We start from the raw sequence: 20,754 nt of genomic DNA, 5'->3' as shown, positions 1-20,754 counted from the left end.
AGCTTCGGCTCTCCCTCGTCGAGCCTTGCCGAACCGCCGGGCTCACCCGGTGAGGTCCCAGACCTCGACCGGAGTGCCCATCGCGAGTTCGGTCACCTCGTCGGCGATGTCCAGCAGGCAGTTGGCCGACGCCAGGTAGCGCAGATGGTGGGAGGCGGGCGGGCCGTAGTTGGTGACGGTCCCGGTGTCATGGTCGAGCAGGCCGCGCCGGAACTGCCGGCGGCCGGCCGGGGAGGTCAGCGTCTCGCTGAGGACGGCGGTGCGGCGCGGCCGGTCCGGTGTGGGCAGATCCATCGCGCGGCGCAGCGCGGGGCGGACGAACACCTCGAAGGAGACCTGCGCACTGACCGGGTTGCCGGGCAGCGTGATGATCGCCGCTTCGCCGACTCTCCCAATGCCCTGCGGCATGCCGGGCTGCATCGCCACCTTGACGAAGTCCACACCCTGATCGCCGTCCCGGCCGAAGACGTCCTTGACCACCTCGTAGGCGCCCGCGCTGACCCCGCCGCTGGTGATGATCAGGTCCACCGCACCCTCGCGCACGCCGTAGCGGTCGAGCACCGCGGTGAACGCGGCGGTGTCGTCGGCGACGGTCGCCGCGGCCACCACCTCGGCGCCGGCGTCGCGCACCGCGGCGGCCAGCATCACCCCGTTGGACTCATAGATCTGTCCGGGCGCCAGCGGGGTTCCCGGCGGGACCAGTTCGGTGCCGGTGGAGATCACCAGCACCCGTTGCCGGGGCCGCACCGTCAGCTCGGGCAGGCCCAGCGCCGCGGCCAAACCGGCCGCCGGCGCACTGACGGGCTGGCCGGCCCACAGCACGGTGGCACCTTCGGCGACGTCGCCGCCGGCGCGGCGGACGTGGCGTCCCCGGGCGGTGGCGGCACGGATCTCCACCACGTCGGTCCCGCCGTCGGTGGCCTCGACGGGAACCACGCCGTCGGCGCCGAAGGGGATCGGTGCTCCGGTCATGATGCGATGTGCGGTACCGGGCTGCAGTGACGGGATGTCGGTGCGCCCGGCCGGAATGTCCTCGGTCACCGGCAGCGTCACCGGATTCTCGGGTGTCGCCGCGGCTACGTCGTCGGCAAGCACGGCGTAGCCGTCCATGCCGGAGTTGTCGAAGACCGGCAAGGAGATCGGCGCGGTCACATCCGCGGCCAGCACCAGCCCCTCGGCATCGGACAGCGAAAGGGTGACCGGCGGACGCGGACGGATCAAGTCGGCGACAGCGCGCTGATGTTCCTCGACAGAACGCATCCCGACATTTTGGCCTACACCGGGAAATCGATTCCTGTCAGCTCCTGCGAGACCGCCCACAGCCGCTGCTGAAGTTCGACATCGCGAGCCTGCTTGCTGGCGTCGACCAGCTTCGGATGACCGCGCTGCTCACCGAGACCGCCCGGGCCGTAGTACTGACCGCCGGCCACCTTGGTGTCGGTGGCGGCCCGCAGTGTCGGCAGCGCCCCCATTGCGGCGCTCTGGACGACCAGCGGCAGCAGCAACCGGTCGGCCGGACGCAGGAATGGCGGCAGGTAGCGGGTCAGTTCGGTATTGGCGGTGCCGGGGTGCGCGGCGACGGCGATGGTGGATTTGCGTTTGGCCGCCAGCCGGCGCTGCAGCTCAAAGGTGAACATCAAGTTGGCCAGCTTGGACTGCCCGTAGGCGGCGATCCGGTTGTAGCCGTGCACCCACTGCAGGTCGTCGAAGTGGATCGCCGCCATGATCCGGTGCGCCATGCTGCTGACCGTCACCACACGGGAACCCTTCACCCGCATCATCCGGGGCAACAGCAGGCCGGTCAGCGCGAAATGCCCCAGATGGTTGGTGCCGAACTGCAGCTCGAAACCGTCGACCGTGGTCTGTTTGGGGGTGTACATCACACCGGCGTTGTTGATCAGCAGGTCGATGCGGGAGTGGGCGGCGCCCAGGGCGTCGGCGGCTTCACGGACTGAGGCCAGCGAGCTCAGGTCGAGTTCCTGTACTTCGACGGCGGCCTGCGGGCAGGCCTTGGTGATGCTTTCGGCGGCCGCGCGCCCCTTATCGAGGTCGCGCACCGCCAGCACCACCGCGGCGCCGTGCTCGGCGAGCACCAGGGCGGTGTGAAAGCCGATTCCGGTGTTGGAGCCGGTGATGACCGCGACGCGTCCGGTTTGATCGGGTACGTCCTCCGCCGTCCATTTGTCGCGGCTGCCCATTGAAGAAACGATACCGACGTCGGCGGGTTCTGCACGTTGGGAGATGACAGCACCGTGACGCTAGGTCATTCTCTGTTGCATGGCGCCCAACGCACATCGTCCCGGGGAGATCACTTTGGCCGACCCCACCAATCCGCCGAGCTCGCGTGCGCCGTTGGTGTGGGCACTGGTCGGAGCGGTGCCCTGGCTGGTGCTGGCCGTGCTGCAACTGGGCTGGGCGCTCGCCGATGAGCGGCTGGCCTGGCTGCACATCGCCGCGTTGGCGGTCACCGCGCTGGGGCTGCTGGTGTCCGCGGTGATCGCACCGCTGTGGCGATACCGCGTGCACCGGTGGGACATCAGTGACCAGGCGGTCTACACCCGGACAGGGTGGCTGGTGCAGGAGCGCCGGATCGCGCCGATCTCGCGGATCCAGACCGTCGACACCTACCGCGGGCCGCTGGACCGACTGCTGGGGCTGGCCAACGTCCGGGTGACCACCGCGTCCTCGGCGGGCGCGGTCCACATCGTGGCCCTCGACGCTCCGGTCGCCGACCGGGTGGTGGCGCAACTGACCGACATCGCCTCACTGGGCGCCGGGGACGCCACCTGAGTCCCGGACCGGCTAGCCACAACGATCGAGTTCTCCCCGATCACCCCAGCGATCGATCACCTGGCCGGCGAAGTCAAGCATCTGGTCAAGGGTGGGGAACAGGGCGAACGCATCCACGATCGCCTCATCCGCACCGGACCCGGCGAGGCGCTCGAGCCTGTCGGCAACCGAGTCGACGGACGCGCCCGGTTCGAGGTTGATCCGCATGGCCGTCTTGAGCGCGTCCGGATCGCGGCCGGCATCCTTGGCCGCACGGCGGGCAATCGACCACAGGTGGTCGGTGACCGCGTCCTGCAGCCCCTCGACCCCGAGCCAGCCGGTGCCGCTGCGGCCGACCCTGCGCATCGCGGCCTCGCTGGCACCGCCGATCCAGATGGGCGGCCCGCCGGCCTGGACCGGGCGCAGGTCGGCATGCACCGGCGGCAGCGTGAAGAATTCGCTGTCCCAGGCCACCGGGGTGGTCGTCCACCACTTCTGCAGGAACGCCAGCAGGTCATCGAGCATCGGCCCGCGTCGGCGCCAGTCCGCGCCGCGGGCGATGTCGTGCTCGTCCTTCATCCACCCGAGTCCCACGCCGACCTCCAGGCGGCCGTCGCTGAGCACGTCGAGCGTGGTGAGCAGCCGGGCCAAGTGCACCGGCTCGTAGTAGAACGTGCTGAGCGTGCTGGCGTTCAGTCGTATCCGGGTGGTCGCCGTCGCAGCGACCGTCCACAGCAGCACCGGATCGAGGTAGCGGGTCATCTGCGGCGGGTACGGCTGCTCTTTGCCCGGATAGGTGCTGTGCATGTCGACCGGCGTGACCAGTCGATCGCCGACCCATAGCGTGTCGTAGCCGAGGTCCTCGAGTCCGCGGCAGAACCCGCTCAGACCAGCGGCGCTGCTGATCGCGGGCCCGACGATGGGAAGGGCGAAACCAAGCTTCATAACGGATCCTTTCGGTGATCCCTCAACCAGTGCCAGGGCGCGCAAGGGCCCTGCTCATGGACGAGATGGACGGCGCCGGGGCGGCTCAGGCGGCAGGGCTGGCGCCGAGCGCGAAGTCGAAGTTCCCCACCCCGTGGCGGGCGAGACCCATCACGACCAGGCCCGTTCCTTCCAGCCAGTGCGCCATGTGCAAGTCGCCGACGTCCAGCGGGCGCAGCTGAAGGCTCTCGATGAACTCCGCGACGTCCGCTTTGGCGCGCGCGTCGTCGCCGGCGATGAACACGTCGAGCGGCCGGCCCTGGGCGAGGACGACGCCGAAGACGGTGTTGAAGGCTTTCACCACGCTGGCGCTGGCCGGAGCGGCCTTGGCAACTTCCTGCGCGACCGAGGTGTCATCGGCAATGGCCAGCCCGTCGGCCGCGGAGTTGAAGGGGTTGCTGATGTCGACGATGACCTTGCCCGCGAGAGCGTCCCCGTACTGGGTGACGACGGGAACGACACTGGCGTACAACAGGGACACGATGACGATGTCCCCGGCCGGAACGGCGCCGAACTGTCCGGTCGTGGCGCTGTCGCCGAGAGTTTTGGCCAGGTCGGCGGCCTTGGACTGATCGCGGCCGATGATCTCGACGGTGTTACCGCCCGCTACCGCCAGCGTGCCGATGGTGCGGGCCATGTTCCCGGTGCCGATGATGCTGATGCTGCTCATGAGGTATCCCGTCTTGAGTTACGATGGAAAAGGTTGATGGATCAACATTAAACCTGCTTTGTTGATGTGTCAACAAACAACCGGAGGCGTGGAGGCGGATGGAACCGAACTGGCTGAACCCTCGTGAAGATCGCGCCTGGCGGGCGTTCGTGTACGCGCATCAACAGATCGAGGCCCACCTCAACCGACGCCTGCAGCAATCCGGCCTGTCCGGCGCCGACTACGCGGTCCTCGCGGTGCTTTCGGCAGCCGACGAAGACCGCATGCCCGCCCACGCCCTGTGCAAAGCGCTGAGCTGGGAGAAGAGCCGTCTCTCCCACCAGGTGCGGCGCATGCAGAAGGACGGGCTGATCAGCCGGGAGCCCAACCCCGACGACGCCCGCAGCACCATGGTCCGGCTGATGCCGGCCGGCCGCGCCGCCATCGAGAAGGCGGCGCCCGGCCACGTGGAGGATGTGCGCCGAAACTTCATCGACCTGCTCAGCCCGGCTGAGCTCGACATGTTCACCGCCCTCAACGAACGAGTTCTGCGCCACCTGGCCACCGCCGACGGCGCTCCCACCGGAGACGAGCCTTCATAGGTCACTAGGCAACCTTTGCGGCTACGGTTCCAAGCAGGGCGCGGCGAGAGGCTGACCCGCAGTTCGCCAGGGCACGGAGAAGGCAGATGAACAGCACGCAACGCGCTGAGCAATGGCAGCGGCTGAGCCCGCGGATGCTGCTGGTGCATCCGCTGCACGAGGTACTGCGCGAGTTGCCGCTGCTGATCGCGGTCGTCGTATTCGGTTCGGCCACCAATAATTCGGTGTGGGTGCTCGCGGTGGTGTGGGTGATCGCCGTGGTCGGGGTGACACGCTGGTTCACCACCACCTATCGGATCGAACCGGACCCCGAGGCCGGCCGGGTGCAGCTGCGCTCGGGCCTGCTGCGCCGCAAGGTGCTTTCGGTGCCGCGCAACAGGATTCGTTCGGTGGAGACCGACGCCCGGCTGCTGCACCGGCTGCTGGGCCTGACGGTGCTGCGGGTCAGCACCGGCCAGCAGGCCGCTGGGGACACCATGTTCGAGCTGGACGCGGTCGAGATCAGCCAGGTGCCGCGGCTGCGCAAGGCCCTGCTGGCACACACCGGCCAGCCGGTTGCCTCCCCGGCGCCGGTTCCCGCGACGGTGCTGGCCCGATGGCGCCCATCGTGGTTGCGCTACAGCGCCCTGAATCTGTCCGGGCTGTTGACGATCGGTGCCGCGGTGGGTGCGCTGTACCAGAGCGGGGCCTGGGCGGCGGTGGAGGAGTCGCCGCTGAGCCGGTTCTGGCGCGCCGCCGCCGAGCGGTTCGGGCCGCAGCAGACCGCGGCGGTGATCGCCGCGCTGGTGCTGGTGGCGGCGATCATGCTGGCGGTGCTGAGATCCCTGCTGACCTACGGAAATCTGGTGTTGTCCCGCAGTACCGGGGCGGCCGCCGACGTGCTCGAGTTGAGCCACGGGTTGCTGCGGGTGCGCCAGCACAGCTACGACATGCGCCGGCTGCGCGGCGGAACGCTACGGCGGCCCCTGCTGGTGCGGCTGTTCGGCGGCGCGCGGCTGGACGCGGCGATGACCGGCGTCACCGGCGTGGGCGAATCCTCGATCCTGCTGCCGCCGTGCCCGCGGGCCACTGCCGAGCAGGTGCTGACCGGGCTGGTGGGCGACCCGGTCGCGGTCACCGGGCCGCTGCGCGGGCATGGCCCGGCGGCGGTTCGCCGCCGCTGGACACGGGCGATGCTGCTGCCGGTGGCGCTCGGGGTGGGACTGGCCGTCGTGGCGGCGGTCGAGGCGGTGCCGGCGTGGCACTGGCCGGCCTGGGCGGCGCTGATGCTCTGCGCGGCGCTGCTGGCCGCCGACCGGGCGGGTGCCCTGGGGCATCGCGTTGACCCGCAATGGCTTTCGGCCCGTACCGGCAGTTGGGAACAGCGCCGCTACTGCATCGCCACCGCGGGCATCATCGCCTGGACGGTGCGCCAAAGCTGGTTTCAGCGCCGGGCCGGGGTGGCGACGCTGATCGCGGCCACCGCCGCCGGGGTGAAGGCCTACCGGGTGGTCGACGTGCCGGAGGAGTGGGCGTGGTCGGTGGCCGCGCAGGCTTCGCCGTGGGTGGCCGACAGCGTGTGGGCGCGGTAGCCCGGCGGTTACCGCTCGGCTGGACGCCACAGAGGCCGAGAACGAAGATGTCCGCTTGTAGAAACTAAGGGTTTTCTCGTAAATTATTTTCCACGTAAATTTCCTGTCGAGGCTCCAGATAAGAGCTCGTTTTCTTGGGCGTTGTGTAGCGAGACGGGCCACGGGTCGGGGCTGACGAAACGTTAACAAAGTCGTTGCGTGGGGGATTCAGCACGAAAACTACGCCAAAGATGTCGCCGCGATAAGGCGACGTTCGGGCGTATTTGGGCCTTATTTCACAAATTGACGGTTGTGCAACCTAAGGTCGTTTATGCTGCGAGCTGAGAGGCAGCTGAGTCCGTTCGGAAGGGGAGTAGCAATGGGTGAGCGTCGGCGTGAACAGGGGAACAGTCGGGCGAGGACCCGTCGGCGAGACCGCGCGGTAGGTGCCGCCGCCTCGGTCGGGGCGTTCCTGGCGTTGGGCTTGTCGCCGTTGGCGGCGGCGCCGGCGGCCAATGCCGACTTCGATGATTTGTTGGCAGATCTGTTCGACCCGAGTGCGTGGGGCAACCTGTCCAACGATTTCGACAGTCTGTTCACGGGCTCGGACTGGGATCTGTCCGGTTCGGCCGACGCGTCAGGGGCGGAGCTGGCCCAGATGTGGGACACCTACTTCTACATGCCGCTGCACGACATGATGCAGGACTGGATCAACTCTGACTTCGGGGCGAGCGTCAACGGGATGATCAACCAGCTGTTCGCGCCGTTCACCGAGGGCTTCTGCGGGATGATCTGCAACGGTGTCGATGGCACCGAGGCCGATCCCGATGGTGGTAACGGCGGGCTGTGGTTCGGCGATGGTGGTGATGGCTGGTCGTCGACGGTGGACGAGATGGCCGGTGGTAACGGCGGGCATGCCGGGGGGATCGGCAATGGCGGTGACGGTGGCGCCGGTGGCCTGGGCGCCGATGGTGGCAACGGTGGCCACGGCGGGGAGATGTGGGGCAACGGCGGCGACGGCGGCGCCGGCGGTGCGGCGACCGCGGCCCTGGCCGCCGGTAATGGCGGCAATGGCGGTTCCTCGGGTCAGGCCCAGGACTTCTTCGGCATGGGCGCGATCGGCAACGGCGGCGACGGTGGTATCGGCGGTGCCGGCTGGAACGGGACGACCGGGTCGTTCGCCAATGGCGGGGATGGCACCGGTGCCAACGGCACCAACGGTGGTAACGGCGGCAACGGTGGCGCCGGTTCGTCGATCCTGGGCATCGGCGGCAACGGCGGTACTGGCGGCGCGGCCGGCAACGGCGGCAACGGCGCGACCGGGACCGTGGCGAACCTCAACGGCGGCGCGGGCGGCAACGGTGCGGCACCGGGCACCGGCGGTAAGGGCGGCCTGGGAGCGAGCTTGTTCGGCGGCAGCGGCAGCGACGGCACCCTGGGCGGTGGCGGCAACGGCGGCAACGGCGGCAACGGCTACGACGCGGCCACCGATGCCAATGCGGTGGCCGGGGCGGCCGGCGGTAACGGTGGCGCCGGTGGCAACGGCGGCGCGTACGGCAACGGTGGCAACGGCGGGGCCGGCGGCAACGGTGCGAACGGCGCCGCGGGTACCGCGGGCACTGCCACCGACCTCGACGGCGGCAACGGCACCGACGGCGGCCTCGGCGGCAGCGGCGGTAGTGGTGGCTTAGGCGGAGCCAACGCCGGTAATGGCGGTGTCGGTGGAGCCGGTGGCTCGGGCGGTAACGGCGGTAAGGGCGGCGACGGTGTTCAGGGCACCAACGGCGCCGACGCTGAGGCCGGCAGTGGCGCCGACGGCGGTAACGGCACCGACGGCGGCAGCGGCGGCAACGGCGGTACCGGCGCCAACGGCGGCGCCGGCGGTGCCGGTGGTGCGGCACAGGCCGACGGGTACAGCAACGGTGCCGTAGGTGCCGGCGGCGTCGGCGGCAACGGCGGAGCCGCGGGCAACGCCGGTGACGGCGGTGACGGCGGAGCCGGCGCCGCAGGAGGAACCGGAACCATCGCGGGCAGCGGTGGTAACGGCGGCAACGCCGGAGACGCGGGTACCGCGGGCGGCGTCGGCAGCGGCGGGCTCAGCGGTGACGGCAGCACCACCGCCGCCGACGGCACCGCCGGTGCGGCGGCCACCGGAGTCGGCAACGGCGGTAACGGTGGCGCGGGCGCTGACGGCCAAGTGGTCACCGTCGGCAACGGCACCATCGCCCAGGACGGCGGTAACGGCGGCGCCGGCGGCGCGGCCGGGGCGATCGGTAACGGCGGCAGGGGCGGCGCCGGCGGTAACGGCGTGGATGGCACCGGCGGCAACCCGCCGGCGCAGAACATCCCGCCGGCGGCCGGAAACGGCACCGACGCCCCCACCACCGTCGACGGCAGTGGCGGTATCGGGGCCGACGGCGGCGCCGGCGATCCGGGTGCGGCGGTCGGGCAGGCCGGCGGCAACGGCGGGCTCGGCGGCGGCTTCGCGAACGCCGCCGAAGACGCCACCGGTGGTAACGGCGGGTCCGGAGGTAGCGGTGGTCTCGGCGCGTCCGGTGGAAACGGCGGGGGTGGCGGCACCGTATTCGGCGCCGAGCTGGGCGTCAACGGCACCGGCGGGGCCGGCGGTACCGGCGGGGACGGCGGGGCCGGCGGGGCGGGCGGCAACGGCGGTATCGGCGGCAACGGCGACGTCAACACCGGCAACGGTATCGGTGGTAACGGTGGCGACGGCGGCAACGGCGGCACCGGGGCAGCCGGCGGGAACGGTGGCAACGGCGGCTACGGCGACACCGATGGCACCGGCGACGCGACTGGCGGTAACGGTGGTCACGGTGGTAACGGAGGTAACGGGGCCAGCGGCACCAGCGGCAGCAACGGCGGCACCGGTGGAGCGGGTGGAGCCGGCGGCACGGTGAGTGGTGTCGGCGGTGACGGCGGTGCCGGTGGTAGCGGCGGGAATGGCGCGGACGGCGACGTCGGCGGTGCTGGAGGTAACGGTGGCGCCGGCGGTGCCGTCAGCAACGGGAACGTGAGCACAGCAGGTGACGGCGGTGACGGCGGGAACGGCGGCGCCGGCGGGAACGGCGGTGACGCCGGTAACGGCGGCAACGGCGGGAATGCCGGACACGGTGCCGACGGCGCGGGCACCGCGGGTGCCGGTGGCGCGGCGGGTACCGCCGGGACCGGCGCGGCGGGCGGTGACGGCGGTTCCGGCGGCGCCGCAGGTCAGGTCTCGCAGGGCAACACCGTCATCGACGGCACCGACGGCTCGGCCGGCACCGGCGGGGCTCACGGCAGCAACGGCACCGCCGGCCAGGGAGGTTCAGCAGGCCAGCCCTGACCCGGGTTGACGCTCGCCGAGCGTGTAACTGCTGCGAAATTTCGCCGGACTTCTCGCAGTCAGTACACGCTCGGCGAAGCGTTGTCAGCCCTACAACTGCCGGATCGCCTCGATGCGCGCCCGCAGCTGATCCGACGTGGCTGCCGCCACCGGCGGCCCGCCACAGATGCGGCGCAACTCGTTGTGGATCCAGCCGTGCGGCTTGCCCAGCCGATGATGCGCCGCCGACACCAGCGCGTTGAGCTCGTGACGCAGCGCCCGCAACTGGCCGTGCGTGGTCACCGGCACCGGAACCCCGCCGGCGGCGGCCACTTTCGATCGCCGGTCCAGCTGTTCCTCCTGGCGCTGGCGCAACAGATCGCGCATCTGGCTGGCATCCAGCAGACCGGGGATGCCCAGATAGTCGGCTTCTTCATCGCTGCCGGCCGGGGTGGCGGTGCCGAACGAGGCGCCGTCGAAGATCACCTGGTCCAACTCGGCGTCGGCCCCCAGCGACTCGAAGGCGTTCTCCAGCTCGGAGGGCTCGTCGCGCCGCCGCCCGGCCTCGGCCAGTTCGTCATCGCCGAAGGGCTCCCGGTGCGGCTTGCCCAGCACGTGATTGCGTTGCTGTTCCAGCTCGCTGGCCAAGCCCAGCAGCGACGGCACCGACGGCAGGAAGATGCTGGCCGTCTCACCGGGCCGGCGCGACCGCACGAACCGGCCGATCGCCTGGGCGAAGAACAACGGGGTGGACGCACTGGTGGCGTACACGCCGACGGCCAGTCGCGGCACGTCGACACCCTCAGAGACCATCCGCACCGCAACCAGCCAGCGACTGGTGGACGCGGAGAACTGCGCGATCTTGTCCGACGCGCCTGCGTCGTCGGAGAGCACCACGGTGGGTTCCTCGCCGGTGAGCGTGGTCAACAGCTTGGCGTAGGCACGGGCATTCTTCTGATCCGAGGCGATCACCATCCCGCCGGCGTCGGCCATGCCGCCGTCACGCAGCTGGCGCAGCCGCTTGTCCGCGGCGGTGATCACCGCCGGCATCCACTGCCCGGCCGGGTCCAGCGCGGTGCGCCAGGCCCGGGCGGTGTGCTCGGCGGTCAGCGGCTCGCCCAGCCGGGCGGCGTGCTCCTCGCCGGCGCTGTCGCGCCAGCGGGCCTCCCCCGAGTAGGCCATGAACACCACCGGGCGCACCACCCCGTCGGCCAGCGCCTCGGGGTAGCCATAGCTGTCGTCGGCCACCGAGCGCAAGTGGCCGGCGCCGTCGGGCTCGTAGTTGACGAACGGGATGGGGCTGTCGTCGCTGCGGAACGGGGTGCCGGTCAGCGCCAACCGGCGGGTGGCATCGTCGAACGCCTCCCGGATGCCGTCGCCCCAGCTTTTGGCGTCGCCGCCGTGGTGGATCTCGTCGAAGATCACCAGGGTTCTCGCGGCCTCGGTCCGCACCCGGTGCCGGGCGGGGTGGCTGGCGACCTGTGCGTAGGTGACGACGACGCCGTGGTACTCCGAGCTGGTCTGCGCGTCGGAGTTGGAAAACCGCGGGTCCAGCGCGATGCCGTGTTCGGCGGCGGCGGTCGCCCACTGCACCTTGAGGTGATCGGTGGGCACCACGATCGTGATGCGCTCGACGGTGCGGTCGGCCAGCAGCTCGGCGACGATCCGCAGCGCAAACGTCGTCTTGCCGGCGCCGGGGGTGGCCACCATCAGAAAATCGCGCGGCTTGGCGGTCAGGTAGCGCACCAGAGCCCGGCGTTGCCAGCCCCGCAAAGCCCGGGTGCTGGGCGCTGCGTCAGCCCGCACCCGGTCTCCTATCTGATCGAGATGCAGTCTAGGGCAAGCCGATAGCATCGCTGGCGTGTCCACCCCGGGCGAGCCGGAATCGGTCCGTGTCGAGCGCTTACTCGACGCGCAGACCAAAGCCGCCGCGTTGTTCGACGAGATCGAACGGTCCGGCATGGTCCGCCCGGGCGTCGGCGAGCGGCAACTCTCCGATGAGATCCGTGACTTGGCCGCTGGCATGTTCGGGGTGACGCGGCACTGGCACAAGCGGGTGGTGCGCGCCGGGGAGAACACCCTGCAGCCGTTCCACGCCGACCCGCCGGATCGGCTCCTGGCCGACGACGACATCGTCTACCTCGACTTGGGGCCGATCTTCGAGGCGTGGGAGGCCGACTTCGGTCGCACCTTCGTGCTCGGCGCGGATCCGGACAAGCTGGCGTTGCGCGACGCGCTACCCGGAGTGTGGCGGGCCGGGCGGGAGTTCTTCGAAGCTCAGCCCGAGATCACCGGCGCACAGCTCTACGACCACGTCGTGGGATTGGCCCGGGAGCAGGGCTTCGAGTTCGGCGCGCCGATCGCCGGCCATCTGGTGGGCGAGTTCCCGCACAAGAAGATCTCCGGGGACGACGCACAGTTCTACATCAAGCCGGGGTCGGACAAGCCGATGCGACGACTCGACCGCACCGGTCGGGTCTGCCACTGGATCCTCGAGGTGCACCTGGTCAACCGGGTTCGCGGGTTCGGCGGGTTCTACGAGGAATTGCTCGACCTGGGTTGAGCCGGTTCGGCTATGCCGGAAAGACCACGCCGGTCAGCTCCTCGGAGACGGCCCAGAGCCGCTGCTGCGCGTCGACGTCGTGGGACTTGCGGCTGGACTTCACCACGGTGGGGTGGCCGCGGCCTTGCGTGAAGCCGTCCGGCCCGAAGTACTGCCCGCCGAGCGCCTGAGGGTCGGTGGCGGCGCGCAGTGTCGGTAGCGCGCCCATGTCCGCACCCTGGAACAGCGGTTTGAAATGAGATCGCCCGGCGCGCCGGAGTCGGCGCCGGGACCATCTACCGACACTTCCCGACCAAGGAAGAGCTGTTTCGGGCAGTCATCGAAGACCGCATGCAGCGCGTCGTCGACGACGGGTACGCCCTGCTGGAATCCGACGAACCCGGGGCGGCGATCTTCACCTTCCTGCGCTCGATCGTGTTGCGGTGGGGCGCCACGGATCGCGGTCTTGCGAGGCGCTTGCGGGCTTCGGCATCGACATCGCAGCGACCGCGCCGGAGTCCGAGGAGGCCTTTCTGGGGGTGCTCGGCGAACTGCTGGCTGCCGCCCAGAAGGCGGGCACGGTGCGGCAAGACCTCGACGTGCGCGAAGTCAAGGCGATCCTGGTCGGATGTCAGGCGATGCAGTCCTATAACTCCGCCGTGGCCGAACGGGTGACCGACGTCGTCATGGATGGTTTGCGCACGCCGCAATAGGGCACGGGTGATCTTGCACTCTCCAGGGGCGAGTGCTAAGAATGACGTTGGCACTCGCGACCGGCGAGTGCTAGGTCGGGACGGTGAGGTACGGGGCCGCACCTGCGGAGCACACCCAACGCCGTCCGTCGCGGGCACTGACCCGACCGACAAGACGTGCACCCCCTAACCGGAGGAATCACTTCGCAATGGCTAAGCAAATTGCGTATGACGAAGAGGCCCGTCGCGGCCTCGAGCGGGGCCTGAACGCCCTCGCCGACGCGGTCAAGGTGACGCTGGGGCCCAAGGGCCGCAACGTCGTCCTGGAGAAGAAGTGGGGCGCCCCCACGATCACCAACGATGGTGTGTCCATCGCCAAGGAGATCGAGCTGGAGGACCCCTACGAGAAGATCGGCGCCGAGCTGGTCAAGGAGGTTGCCAAGAAGACCGACGACGTCGCCGGTGACGGCACCACCACCGCTACCGTGCTGGCCCAGGCACTGGTCAAGGAAGGGCTGCGCAACGTGGCCGCCGGCGCCAACCCGCTGGCCCTCAAGCGCGGCATCGAGAAGGCCGTCGAGAAGGTCTCCGAGACCCTGCTGAAGGACGCCAAGGAGGTCGAGACCAAGGAGCAGATCGCGGCCACCGCCGGGATCTCCGCGGGCGACCAGTCCATCGGTGACCTGATCGCCGAGGCCATGGACAAGGTCGGCAACGAAGGTGTCATCACCGTCGAGGAGTCCAACACCTTCGGCCTGCAGCTGGAGCTCACCGAGGGTATGCGCTTCGACAAGGGCTACATCTCGGGCTACTTCGTCACCGACGCCGACCGTCAGGAAGCGGTCCTGGAGGACCCCTACATCCTGCTGGTCAGCTCCAAGGTGTCGACGGTCAAGGACCTGCTTCCGTTGCTGGAGAAGGTCATCCAGGGCGGTAAGCCGCTGCTGATCATCGCCGAGGACGTCGAGGGCGAGGCGCTGTCGACCCTGGTGGTCAACAAGATCCGCGGCACCTTCAAGTCCGTCGCCGTCAAGGCCCCGGGCTTCGGTGACCGTCGCAAGGCGATGCTGCAGGACATGGCGATCCTCACCGGTGGCCAGGTCATCAGCGAAGAGGTCGGCCTGTCGCTGGAGACCGCCGACATCTCGCTGCTGGGCAAGGCTCGCAAGGTCGTGGTGACCAAGGACGAGACCACCATCGTCGAGGGCGCTGGTGACTCGGAGGCCATCGCCGGCCGGGTGTCGCAGATCCGCGCCGAGATCGAGAACAGCGACTCCGACTACGACCGGGAGAAGCTGCAGGAGCGGCTGGCCAAGCTGGCCGGCGGCGTCGCGGTCATCAAGGCCGGGGCTGCCACCGAGGTGGAGCTCAAGGAGCGCAAGCACCGCATCGAGGACGCGGTGCGCAACGCCAAGGCCGCCGTGGAGGAGGGCATCGTCGCCGGTGGTGGCGTGACCCTGCTGCAGGTCGCACCGTCGCTGGACGAGCTCAAGCTCGAGGGTGACGAGGCCACCGGTGCCAACATCGTCAAGGTGGCGCTGGAGGCCCCGCTGAAGCAGATCGCCTTCAACGCCGGCCTGGAGCCGGGCGTGGTGGCCGAGAAGGTGCGCAACTCGCCCGCCGGGACCGGCCTCAACGCCGCCACCGGTGTGTACGAGGACCTGCTCAAGGCCGGCGTCGCCGACCCGGTGAAGGTGACCCGCTCGGCGCTGCAGAACGCAGCCTCGATCGCGGCGCTGTTCCTGACCACCGAGGCCGTTGTCGCCGACAAGCCGGAGAAGGCGGCCGCACCCGCGGGCGACCCGACCGGTGGCATGGGCGGCATGGACTTCTAAGTCTGGTTGCACGAAAGAGCCCGGCTCCCCTCACGGGGGCCGGGTTTTTTCGTACCTGTGCCGGTCGTGCGCGAGGATGGCGCCATGGAGATCCTGCTGTTGGGCACCGGCAGCGCCGACGGCTGGCCGAATCCGTTCTGCCGGTGCGTCTCGTGCCGATCGGCGACCGAAGTTCGCGGGCAGACCGCCGCGCTGGTCGACGACGTTCTGCTGCTGGACTGCGGACCGGAGGCGCCGCGGGCCGCCGCGCGCTTCGGACGGTCGCTGGCGTCGGTGCGCCACATCCTGTTCACCCACGGCCACTGGGACCACGTCGGGCCGGCCGCCATGCTGATGCGGCACTGGACCCGGACCGGCGAGCCGCTGGATGTGGTCGGCCCGCCGAGCGCTCTGGATCAGTGCCGGGACTGGGTGGGCCCGGAGGACCCGGTGCGCTTCATCGAGGTGAGCCCCGGCGACGACCTGCGCGTGGGTGACTACCGGGTCCGGGTGCTCGCCGCCGCACACGGGTCGGACATCGGCGCTGACGCGGTGCTCTACGACCTGGAATCCGTTGGCGGCCGGATCTTCTGGGCCACCGACACCGGCCCTCTGCCCGATGCCACGCACACCGCGGTCGCCGGCGCCGGCTTCGATGCGGTGTTTTTGGAGCAGACGTTCGGAATGCATACCGGACACGGCACCGAACACCATGATCTACCCGCATTCGCGGCGACCGTGGATGAGTTGCGCCGCTCCGGCGCCGTCGTGGCCGCCACCGAACTCGTCGCCGTCCATCTGAGCCATCATAACCCGCCAGAGCCGGAACTGACTGCGGCGCTAGCTGATTCGGGTGCCCGACCGGGTCGCGACGGCGAGATCGTGGGCGCAGAGCCGACCCGTTCGCTGATTCTCGGCGGAGCACGCTCGGGCAAGTCGGCGCACGCCGAAGCACTGCTGGCCGGGCAGGCCGCGGTGACCTACCTGGCCACCGGCGGGGTACGCGAAGGTGATCCGGAGTGGGCCGAACGGGTACGACTGCATCGGAGCCGACGCCCGGCATCCTGGCGCACGGTGGAGACCAGCGACGTCGCCGAGGCACTGCTCACCGCCGAAACCCCGGTGCTGCTGGACTGTTTGGGCACCTGGCTCACCGCGCGGATGGATCTGCACAACGTGTGGGACGGCGGGCTGCTGGACGGCGTGCACGACGACATCGACAAGCTGGTGGCAGCCTGGCGATCCTGCCCGGTGCGGGCGGTGGCGGTCAGCAACGAGGCCGGCAGCGGGGTGGTGCCGTCCACCCCGGCCGGACGGCTGTTTCGCGACCTGCTCGGTGTGCTGAACGCGCGCATCGCCGCGGAGTCCGACGAAGTCGTGCTGATGGTGGCCGGGCGACCGCTCAAGCTTCCTGCGCAGTGACCTTCAAGTCGACACAGTCGCTGTAGCAAGGGGTTTCACCCGGTGACTCCGGGGTAGCGACCCGGATCAGCACCGCGCGACTGGGGGAGATCTTCAGGCTGGCCAGCTCACCTGCATCAGACACCTCGGCGGTGCCGTCGACGATGACGGTGTAGCCGCCCGGGGCCGGCGGCGGCCACATCACCGTGACGTCGTTGCTGCGCGCCAGGTTCGCCCGGCTGCGCCGGCCGCCGAGGGCGCCGATGCACACGGTCTCGCCTTCTAGCGTCGGCATCACCGGCACTGGATGCGGCCGGTTCTCGGCGTCGATGGTGATCAGGTAGGCGTAGTCGTAGCCCGCCAATTTCTCTCCGAGCCTTGCGAAATCCACATTGGAAGCCATGTGGAACAGGCTAGTCCGCCTTGAGCTGCACGCAGTCGTGCATAGTGCCCAGCGCCCGCCCGTCTTCGAAGACCGGCCGGTGCAGCAGGGCTTTGGTCGGCGTGACCAGGATCGGGGCGGCCGGGTCGTCGGAAAGCTCGGCATGGCCGTCGACAAACAGTGAGTACTCGCTGACCTCGCGCGCCGGCCAGACCAGGGTGACGCTCGGGTGGGCCGACATGTTCTCCCGGCCGTGGCTGCCGACCGCACCGACATCGACCCGGGCGCCGTCGAATGTCGGGGTGATCGCCGTGGTGCGCACCCGGTAGTCGTCGCCGACGGTGACCAGGAACGCGAAGCCGTAGCCGGGCAACAATTCGCCCAGGCGGGCAAGGTCGACGGATTTGGCCATGGCCTCGAGGATAGCGGCGGGCTGCAGACATCTGGCCTGCTCTCGGTCAAGATGGTTCTTATGGAATTCCGCTACCTGGGCAACTCCGGCCTGCAGATCTCCGAGATCACCTACGGCAACTGGCTCACCCACGGATCGCAGGTCGAGAACGATGTCGCCACCGCGTGCGTGCATGCCGCGCTCGATGCCGGCATCACCACCTTCGACACCGCCGACGTCTACGCCAACGGTGCCGCCGAGGAAGTGCTCGGCGCCGCGCTGAAAGGCCAGCGACGTTCTTCGCTGGAGATCTTCACCAAGGTCTACTGGCCGATAGGGCCGGCCCCGCTGGGCCGCAACGACACCGGACTGTCCCGCAAGCACATCATGGAGGCCATCGACGGGTCGCTGCGCCGGCTGGGCACCGACTACGTCGACCTCTACCAGGCGCACCGCTATGACTCCTTCACCCCGCTGGAGGAGACCCTGCAGGCCTTCGCCGACATCGTCCGGGCGGGCAAGGCGCTCTACATCGGGGTCAGTGAATGGACCGCCGAACAGATCCGCCAGGCGCACGGACTGGCCCGCCAGCTGGGCGTATCGCTGATCTCCAGCCAGCCGCAGTACTCGATGCTGTGGCGGATCATCGAGTCCGAGGTGGTTCCCACCTGCCGGGAATTGGGCCTGGGCCAGATCGTCTGGTCGCCGATGGCCCAGGGGGTGCTGTCCGGCAAATACCTGCCCGGTCAGCCGCCGCCGGCCGGCTCGCGCGCCACCGACGAGAAGGGTGGAGCGAACTTCGTCAAACGGTTCATGACCGACGACGTGCTGACCCGTGTGCAGCAGCTGCGCCCGATCGCCGACGAGCTGGGGCTCACGACGGCGCAGCTGGCGATTGCCTGGGTGCTGCAGAACGACAACGTCGCCGCAGCTCTGGTCGGGGCGTCGCGTCCGGAACAGGTGGCCGAGAACGTCAAGGCGTCCGGGGTGCGCATCCCGGCGGAACTGATGACCCGCATAGATCAGGTCCTGGGTGACGCCGTCACCGCCGACCCGGCGCTGGTGGCCAAATCCACCCCGACGCAGCGGCTGCTGTAGCTCTTCGCCCTTCTGCCCACCGTGCGGTTTGATACGCAACACGCCGCAGCGGGCGGATGAAACCGCACATTCGGCAGCGCAGTACCGACCGCCTGTGGATGGTCGTCGGGCAGGGACGGCGATGTCCACGCCCGCCCGCACCGCCTTCGACATCGACCGAAGGCTTCCGTTCAAAGACGGCGTACAGCGACTTGATGCGTTGATGAATGCGACCGGCGTCAAGGTGGTCGACATCCAGGCCGTCATGGCAAGCCACCCCGGCATACCCGGACTGCGCCAGTTGGCGAATACGCTGCGGTTCGTCGACGCCGGCGCCGATTCTCCCTACGAGTCACTGACCCGTCTTCTGCTCGTGCAAAACGGATTCCCGCCATTGCAGACTCAGATTCCGGTATACGACACGTACGGTCGCGTGTTCGCGCGCATCGACATCGGCTGGCCGGAATTCCTGGTCGGGGTCGACTTCGAGGGCGCACATCATTGGACCGACCCCAAGCAGCGTGAATGGGACGCGGAGCGCTCTGCCCTGATCGCCGAACGCGGTTGGCTGGACATCAGGTTGGCCGCTGGGACGTTGCACAAGCGGCCGTGGGCCTTCCTGGACCGGGTGGGTGCGGCGTTGATCGACCGTGGCTGCCCGAAGACGTGGTGAGCGTGCGTTTTCATCCGCGGCAACCGGCGTGTTGCGAATAAAACCGCACAACCGGCTGGGGGCGGACGGATGATCAGGACGGCGCGGGTTGCCGGCCGCGCACCAGCCTGCCGGGGCGCGCCGCGGTGGGTTTGCCGTTCTCGGAGATGATCTCACCGGCGACGATCGTCGCCACGTAGCCGTCGGCGGTCTGGTCGAGCCGGCGCCCCCCGGCGGGCAGGTCATAGGTGACCACCGGCTTATGCAGCCGCAGGCGCTGGTGATCGATGACGTTGAGGTCCGCCTTGTAGCCGACCGCGATCCGGCCCCGGTCGTCGAGTCCGGCGGTTCGGGCGGGCACGGACGTCAGCTCGCGGACCGCCTCGGCAACACTGAACCGGCCGGCGGCGCGGTCACGGGCCCAGTGCGTCAGCACATAGGTGGGGAAGCTTGAGTCGCAGATCATTCCGTAGTGGGCACCGCCGTCGCCCAGGCCCAGCACCACGTCGTCGCGGCGCATCAGCGCACCGACGGTGTCCAGCGAGTTGTTCTCGAAGTTGGCCAACGCGTCCAGCAGGATCGCGTGCCCGTCGTCGTCGAGCAGGCGATCGTAGGCTTCCTCGACCGGGGAGACGCCACGCGCCGTGGCGCGGGCCGCAATGCTGTTCGACGGATCCGGTTCGTAGTCGGCGTCATCGCCCAGCGGATACGTCCAGTCCCAGGACTGCGCCAGATACGCGATCGGATTGGCCGGAACGATGGCGGGCGCATCGGCCAGAATCCGTTGCCGCACCTCGGATTTACGCATTTCGGCGACCCGTTCTTCGAGCGGCAGGCCGGCGATCTCCTGGTAGCTCGGGTACAGCACGAAGGGGTTGAAGCTCAGGTCCAAACCGATGATGAGCCCGACCGGGCGGGGAAAGACCTGCGCGGTGATCGCGGCGCCGGAGCCGTTCGCCTTCTCCACCAGGGTGATCGCGTCGCGCCACAGCGGCTTGCCGGCATTGCCGATCAGCAAGGTGAAGGTGACCGGAAGGCCGGCGTCGGTGGCCGCATCGAAAACCTGCTGCAGGACGGGCTGATACGCCCCATTGGGCAGGTCGGGGACGAACTGGATCAGCCCGCCGCCGCCGTCGGCGATGCCGCGCCCGATCTCGAGGATCTCGGTGTAGGCGGCGTTGTAGCTGGGGATCCGGGCTCCGGTCCAAGTGCGATGGGTGATCAGGCGCGACGACGAAAAGCCCAGTGCCCCAGCTTCGGTGGCTTCGCGGGCCAGCTCGCGCATCCGGGCCAGATCCGCCGGGCTGGCCGGCTCGCGGTCGACCCCACGTTGTCCCATCACGTAGACCCGCAGCGGCGAATGCGGCAGGAACGCCGCCACGTCAATATCGCGTTGCCGCGCATCAACGGCATCCATGAACTCCGGGAAGGTCTCCCATGTCCACGGCAGACCGTCGGTCATCACCACGCCGGGAATGTCCTCGACGCCGGCCATCAGGTCGACCAGCACGTCGTGATCGGCGATGCGGCACGGCGCGAACCCTACGCCGCAGTTGCCCATCAACGCGGTCGTCACCCCGTGTGCCGAAGAGGGATTGAGTCGATCCGACCAGATCGACTGCCCGTCGTAGTGGGTGTGCAGATCGACGAAACCCGGTGTGACCAACAGTCCGTGCGCATCGATAACCTGTCGCGCGTCGCCGGTCGCGGTACCGACCTCGACGATGATGCCCTCGTGCACTGCCACATCGCCGACGTACGGGTCGCCGCCCAGCCCATCGACGATCGTGCCGTTGCGGACCACGAGGTCGAAGCTCATCTAGTTAATCTACGACCGCGCGTTAACTCATGCCAGGATGTGTTGTGTGATCGACCACGTGGGCATCAACTGCACCGACTACGCCAGATCGCAGCAGTTCTACGACGC

General features: G+C 69.3%; 17 protein-coding genes and 2 pseudogenes. 10 read left to right on the top strand and 9 right to left on the bottom strand.

Annotation, left to right across the window (positions count from 1 at the left end; all coding sequences use genetic code 11):
• Positions 1 to 42: 42 nt before the first annotated feature.
• Entirely contained in the window at positions 43 to 1,260 is a 1,218-nt protein-coding gene (gene moeA, locus A5771_RS09540) for a molybdopterin molybdotransferase MoeA (protein ID WP_064854978.1), read from the bottom strand.
• A gap of 14 nt (positions 1,261 to 1,274) precedes the next feature.
• Positions 1,275 to 2,198 carry an SDR family NAD(P)-dependent oxidoreductase gene (locus A5771_RS09535; protein WP_064854977.1) on the bottom strand — a complete coding sequence of 308 codons (924 nt, stop codon included), beginning with the start codon at positions 2,196 to 2,198 and terminating at the stop codon, positions 1,275 to 1,277.
• A 79-nt stretch (positions 2,199 to 2,277) separates the two neighbouring features.
• On the opposite strand from A5771_RS09535, the gene A5771_RS09530 reads away from it, so the two are divergent.
• The gene (locus A5771_RS09530; protein WP_109401082.1) at positions 2,278 to 2,790 is read left to right on the top strand and encodes a PH domain-containing protein; all 513 of its coding nucleotides are present in this window, start codon (positions 2,278 to 2,280) and stop codon (positions 2,788 to 2,790) included.
• Between the two features lie 12 nt (positions 2,791 to 2,802).
• Here the strand turns inward: A5771_RS09530 and A5771_RS09525 are convergent, their stop codons facing one another.
• Together A5771_RS09525 and A5771_RS09520 are read right to left on the bottom strand one after the other, a co-directional pair.
• Entirely contained in the window at positions 2,803 to 3,714 is a 912-nt protein-coding gene (locus A5771_RS09525; RefSeq protein WP_064854976.1) for a TIGR03619 family F420-dependent LLM class oxidoreductase, read from the bottom strand.
• 85 nt (positions 3,715 to 3,799) lie between these two features.
• Positions 3,800 to 4,423: an NADPH-dependent F420 reductase gene (locus tag A5771_RS09520; RefSeq protein WP_064854975.1), complete on the bottom strand. Its 624-nt coding sequence runs from the start codon at positions 4,421 to 4,423 to the stop codon at positions 3,800 to 3,802.
• Positions 4,424 to 4,521: 98 nt separating this feature from the next.
• On the opposite strand from A5771_RS09520, the gene A5771_RS09515 reads away from it, so the two are divergent.
• From A5771_RS09515 to A5771_RS24300, 3 genes are all read left to right on the top strand, one after another.
• On the top strand, positions 4,522 to 5,004 hold the full coding sequence (locus tag A5771_RS09515) for a MarR family winged helix-turn-helix transcriptional regulator (protein ID WP_064854974.1): 483 nt from the start codon (positions 4,522 to 4,524) through the stop codon (positions 5,002 to 5,004).
• A gap of 86 nt (positions 5,005 to 5,090) precedes the next feature.
• Positions 5,091 to 6,575: a PH domain-containing protein gene (locus A5771_RS09510; RefSeq protein WP_064854973.1), complete on the top strand. Its 1,485-nt coding sequence runs from the start codon at positions 5,091 to 5,093 to the stop codon at positions 6,573 to 6,575.
• 358 nt (positions 6,576 to 6,933) lie between these two features.
• Positions 6,934 to 9,897, top strand: coding sequence for a PGRS repeat-containing protein (locus A5771_RS24300; protein WP_109401081.1), 2,964 nt, complete (start codon positions 6,934 to 6,936; stop codon positions 9,895 to 9,897).
• Positions 9,898 to 9,987: 90 nt separating this feature from the next.
• Here the strand turns inward: A5771_RS24300 and A5771_RS09500 are convergent, their stop codons facing one another.
• Complete coding sequence (locus A5771_RS09500; protein WP_064854971.1) at positions 9,988 to 11,682, bottom strand: DEAD/DEAH box helicase; 1,695 nt, start codon at positions 11,680 to 11,682, stop codon at positions 9,988 to 9,990.
• A 55-nt stretch (positions 11,683 to 11,737) separates the two neighbouring features.
• Between A5771_RS09500 and A5771_RS09495 the strand changes: the two genes are divergently transcribed.
• A complete protein-coding gene (locus tag A5771_RS09495; protein WP_064854970.1) occupies positions 11,738 to 12,439 on the top strand; it encodes a M24 family metallopeptidase in 702 nt (233 codons plus the stop codon).
• Positions 12,440 to 12,449: 10 nt separating this feature from the next.
• On the opposite strand, the pseudogene A5771_RS09490 reads toward A5771_RS09495, so the two are convergent.
• A pseudogene (locus A5771_RS09490) lies at positions 12,450 to 12,665 on the bottom strand (short-chain dehydrogenase); the annotation flags it as partial.
• 8 nt (positions 12,666 to 12,673) lie between these two features.
• Here A5771_RS09490 and A5771_RS09485 point away from each other — a divergent pair.
• From A5771_RS09485 to A5771_RS09475, 3 genes and pseudogenes are all read left to right on the top strand, one after another.
• Positions 12,674 to 13,131 (top strand): annotated as a pseudogene (locus A5771_RS09485) (TetR/AcrR family transcriptional regulator); the annotation flags it as partial.
• Between the two features lie 188 nt (positions 13,132 to 13,319).
• Positions 13,320 to 14,945 (top strand): chaperonin GroEL, encoded by a 1,626-nt coding sequence (gene groL, locus A5771_RS09480; protein ID WP_064854968.1) that lies wholly within the window; start codon positions 13,320 to 13,322, stop codon positions 14,943 to 14,945.
• A gap of 84 nt (positions 14,946 to 15,029) precedes the next feature.
• On the top strand, positions 15,030 to 16,346 hold the full coding sequence (locus A5771_RS09475) for a bifunctional adenosylcobinamide kinase/adenosylcobinamide-phosphate guanylyltransferase (protein ID WP_064855008.1): 1,317 nt from the start codon (positions 15,030 to 15,032) through the stop codon (positions 16,344 to 16,346).
• Here the strand turns inward: A5771_RS09475 and A5771_RS09470 are convergent.
• Complete coding sequence (locus A5771_RS09470) at positions 16,327 to 16,728, bottom strand: pyridoxamine 5'-phosphate oxidase family protein (RefSeq protein WP_064854967.1); 402 nt, start codon at positions 16,726 to 16,728, stop codon at positions 16,327 to 16,329. The two genes, A5771_RS09475 and A5771_RS09470, sit on opposite strands and share 20 nt — an antisense overlap.
• A gap of 10 nt (positions 16,729 to 16,738) precedes the next feature.
• Complete coding sequence (locus A5771_RS09465; protein ID WP_064854966.1) at positions 16,739 to 17,119, bottom strand: hypothetical protein; 381 nt, start codon at positions 17,117 to 17,119, stop codon at positions 16,739 to 16,741.
• Positions 17,120 to 17,179: 60 nt separating this feature from the next.
• On the opposite strand from A5771_RS09465, the gene A5771_RS09460 reads away from it, so the two are divergent.
• A complete protein-coding gene (locus A5771_RS09460) occupies positions 17,180 to 18,196 on the top strand; it encodes an aldo/keto reductase family protein (RefSeq protein WP_064854965.1) in 1,017 nt (338 codons plus the stop codon).
• Between the two features lie 121 nt (positions 18,197 to 18,317).
• The gene (locus A5771_RS09455; protein WP_207545419.1) at positions 18,318 to 18,848 is read left to right on the top strand and encodes a hypothetical protein; all 531 of its coding nucleotides are present in this window, start codon (positions 18,318 to 18,320) and stop codon (positions 18,846 to 18,848) included.
• Positions 18,849 to 18,921: 73 nt separating this feature from the next.
• Here A5771_RS09455 and A5771_RS09450 read toward each other — a convergent pair whose 3' ends face one another.
• Complete coding sequence (locus A5771_RS09450) at positions 18,922 to 20,646, bottom strand: N-acyl-D-amino-acid deacylase family protein (protein ID WP_064854964.1); 1,725 nt, start codon at positions 20,644 to 20,646, stop codon at positions 18,922 to 18,924.
• Positions 20,647 to 20,754 lie beyond the last annotated feature (108 nt).

The sequence above is a fragment of the Mycolicibacter sinensis genome, assembly GCF_001667375.1.
GTDB lineage: Bacteria > Actinomycetota > Actinomycetes > Mycobacteriales > Mycobacteriaceae > Mycobacterium > Mycobacterium sinense_A.
Note: the sequence above shows the minus strand (reverse complement) of the source record. Positions and strands in the feature narration are given on the sequence as shown.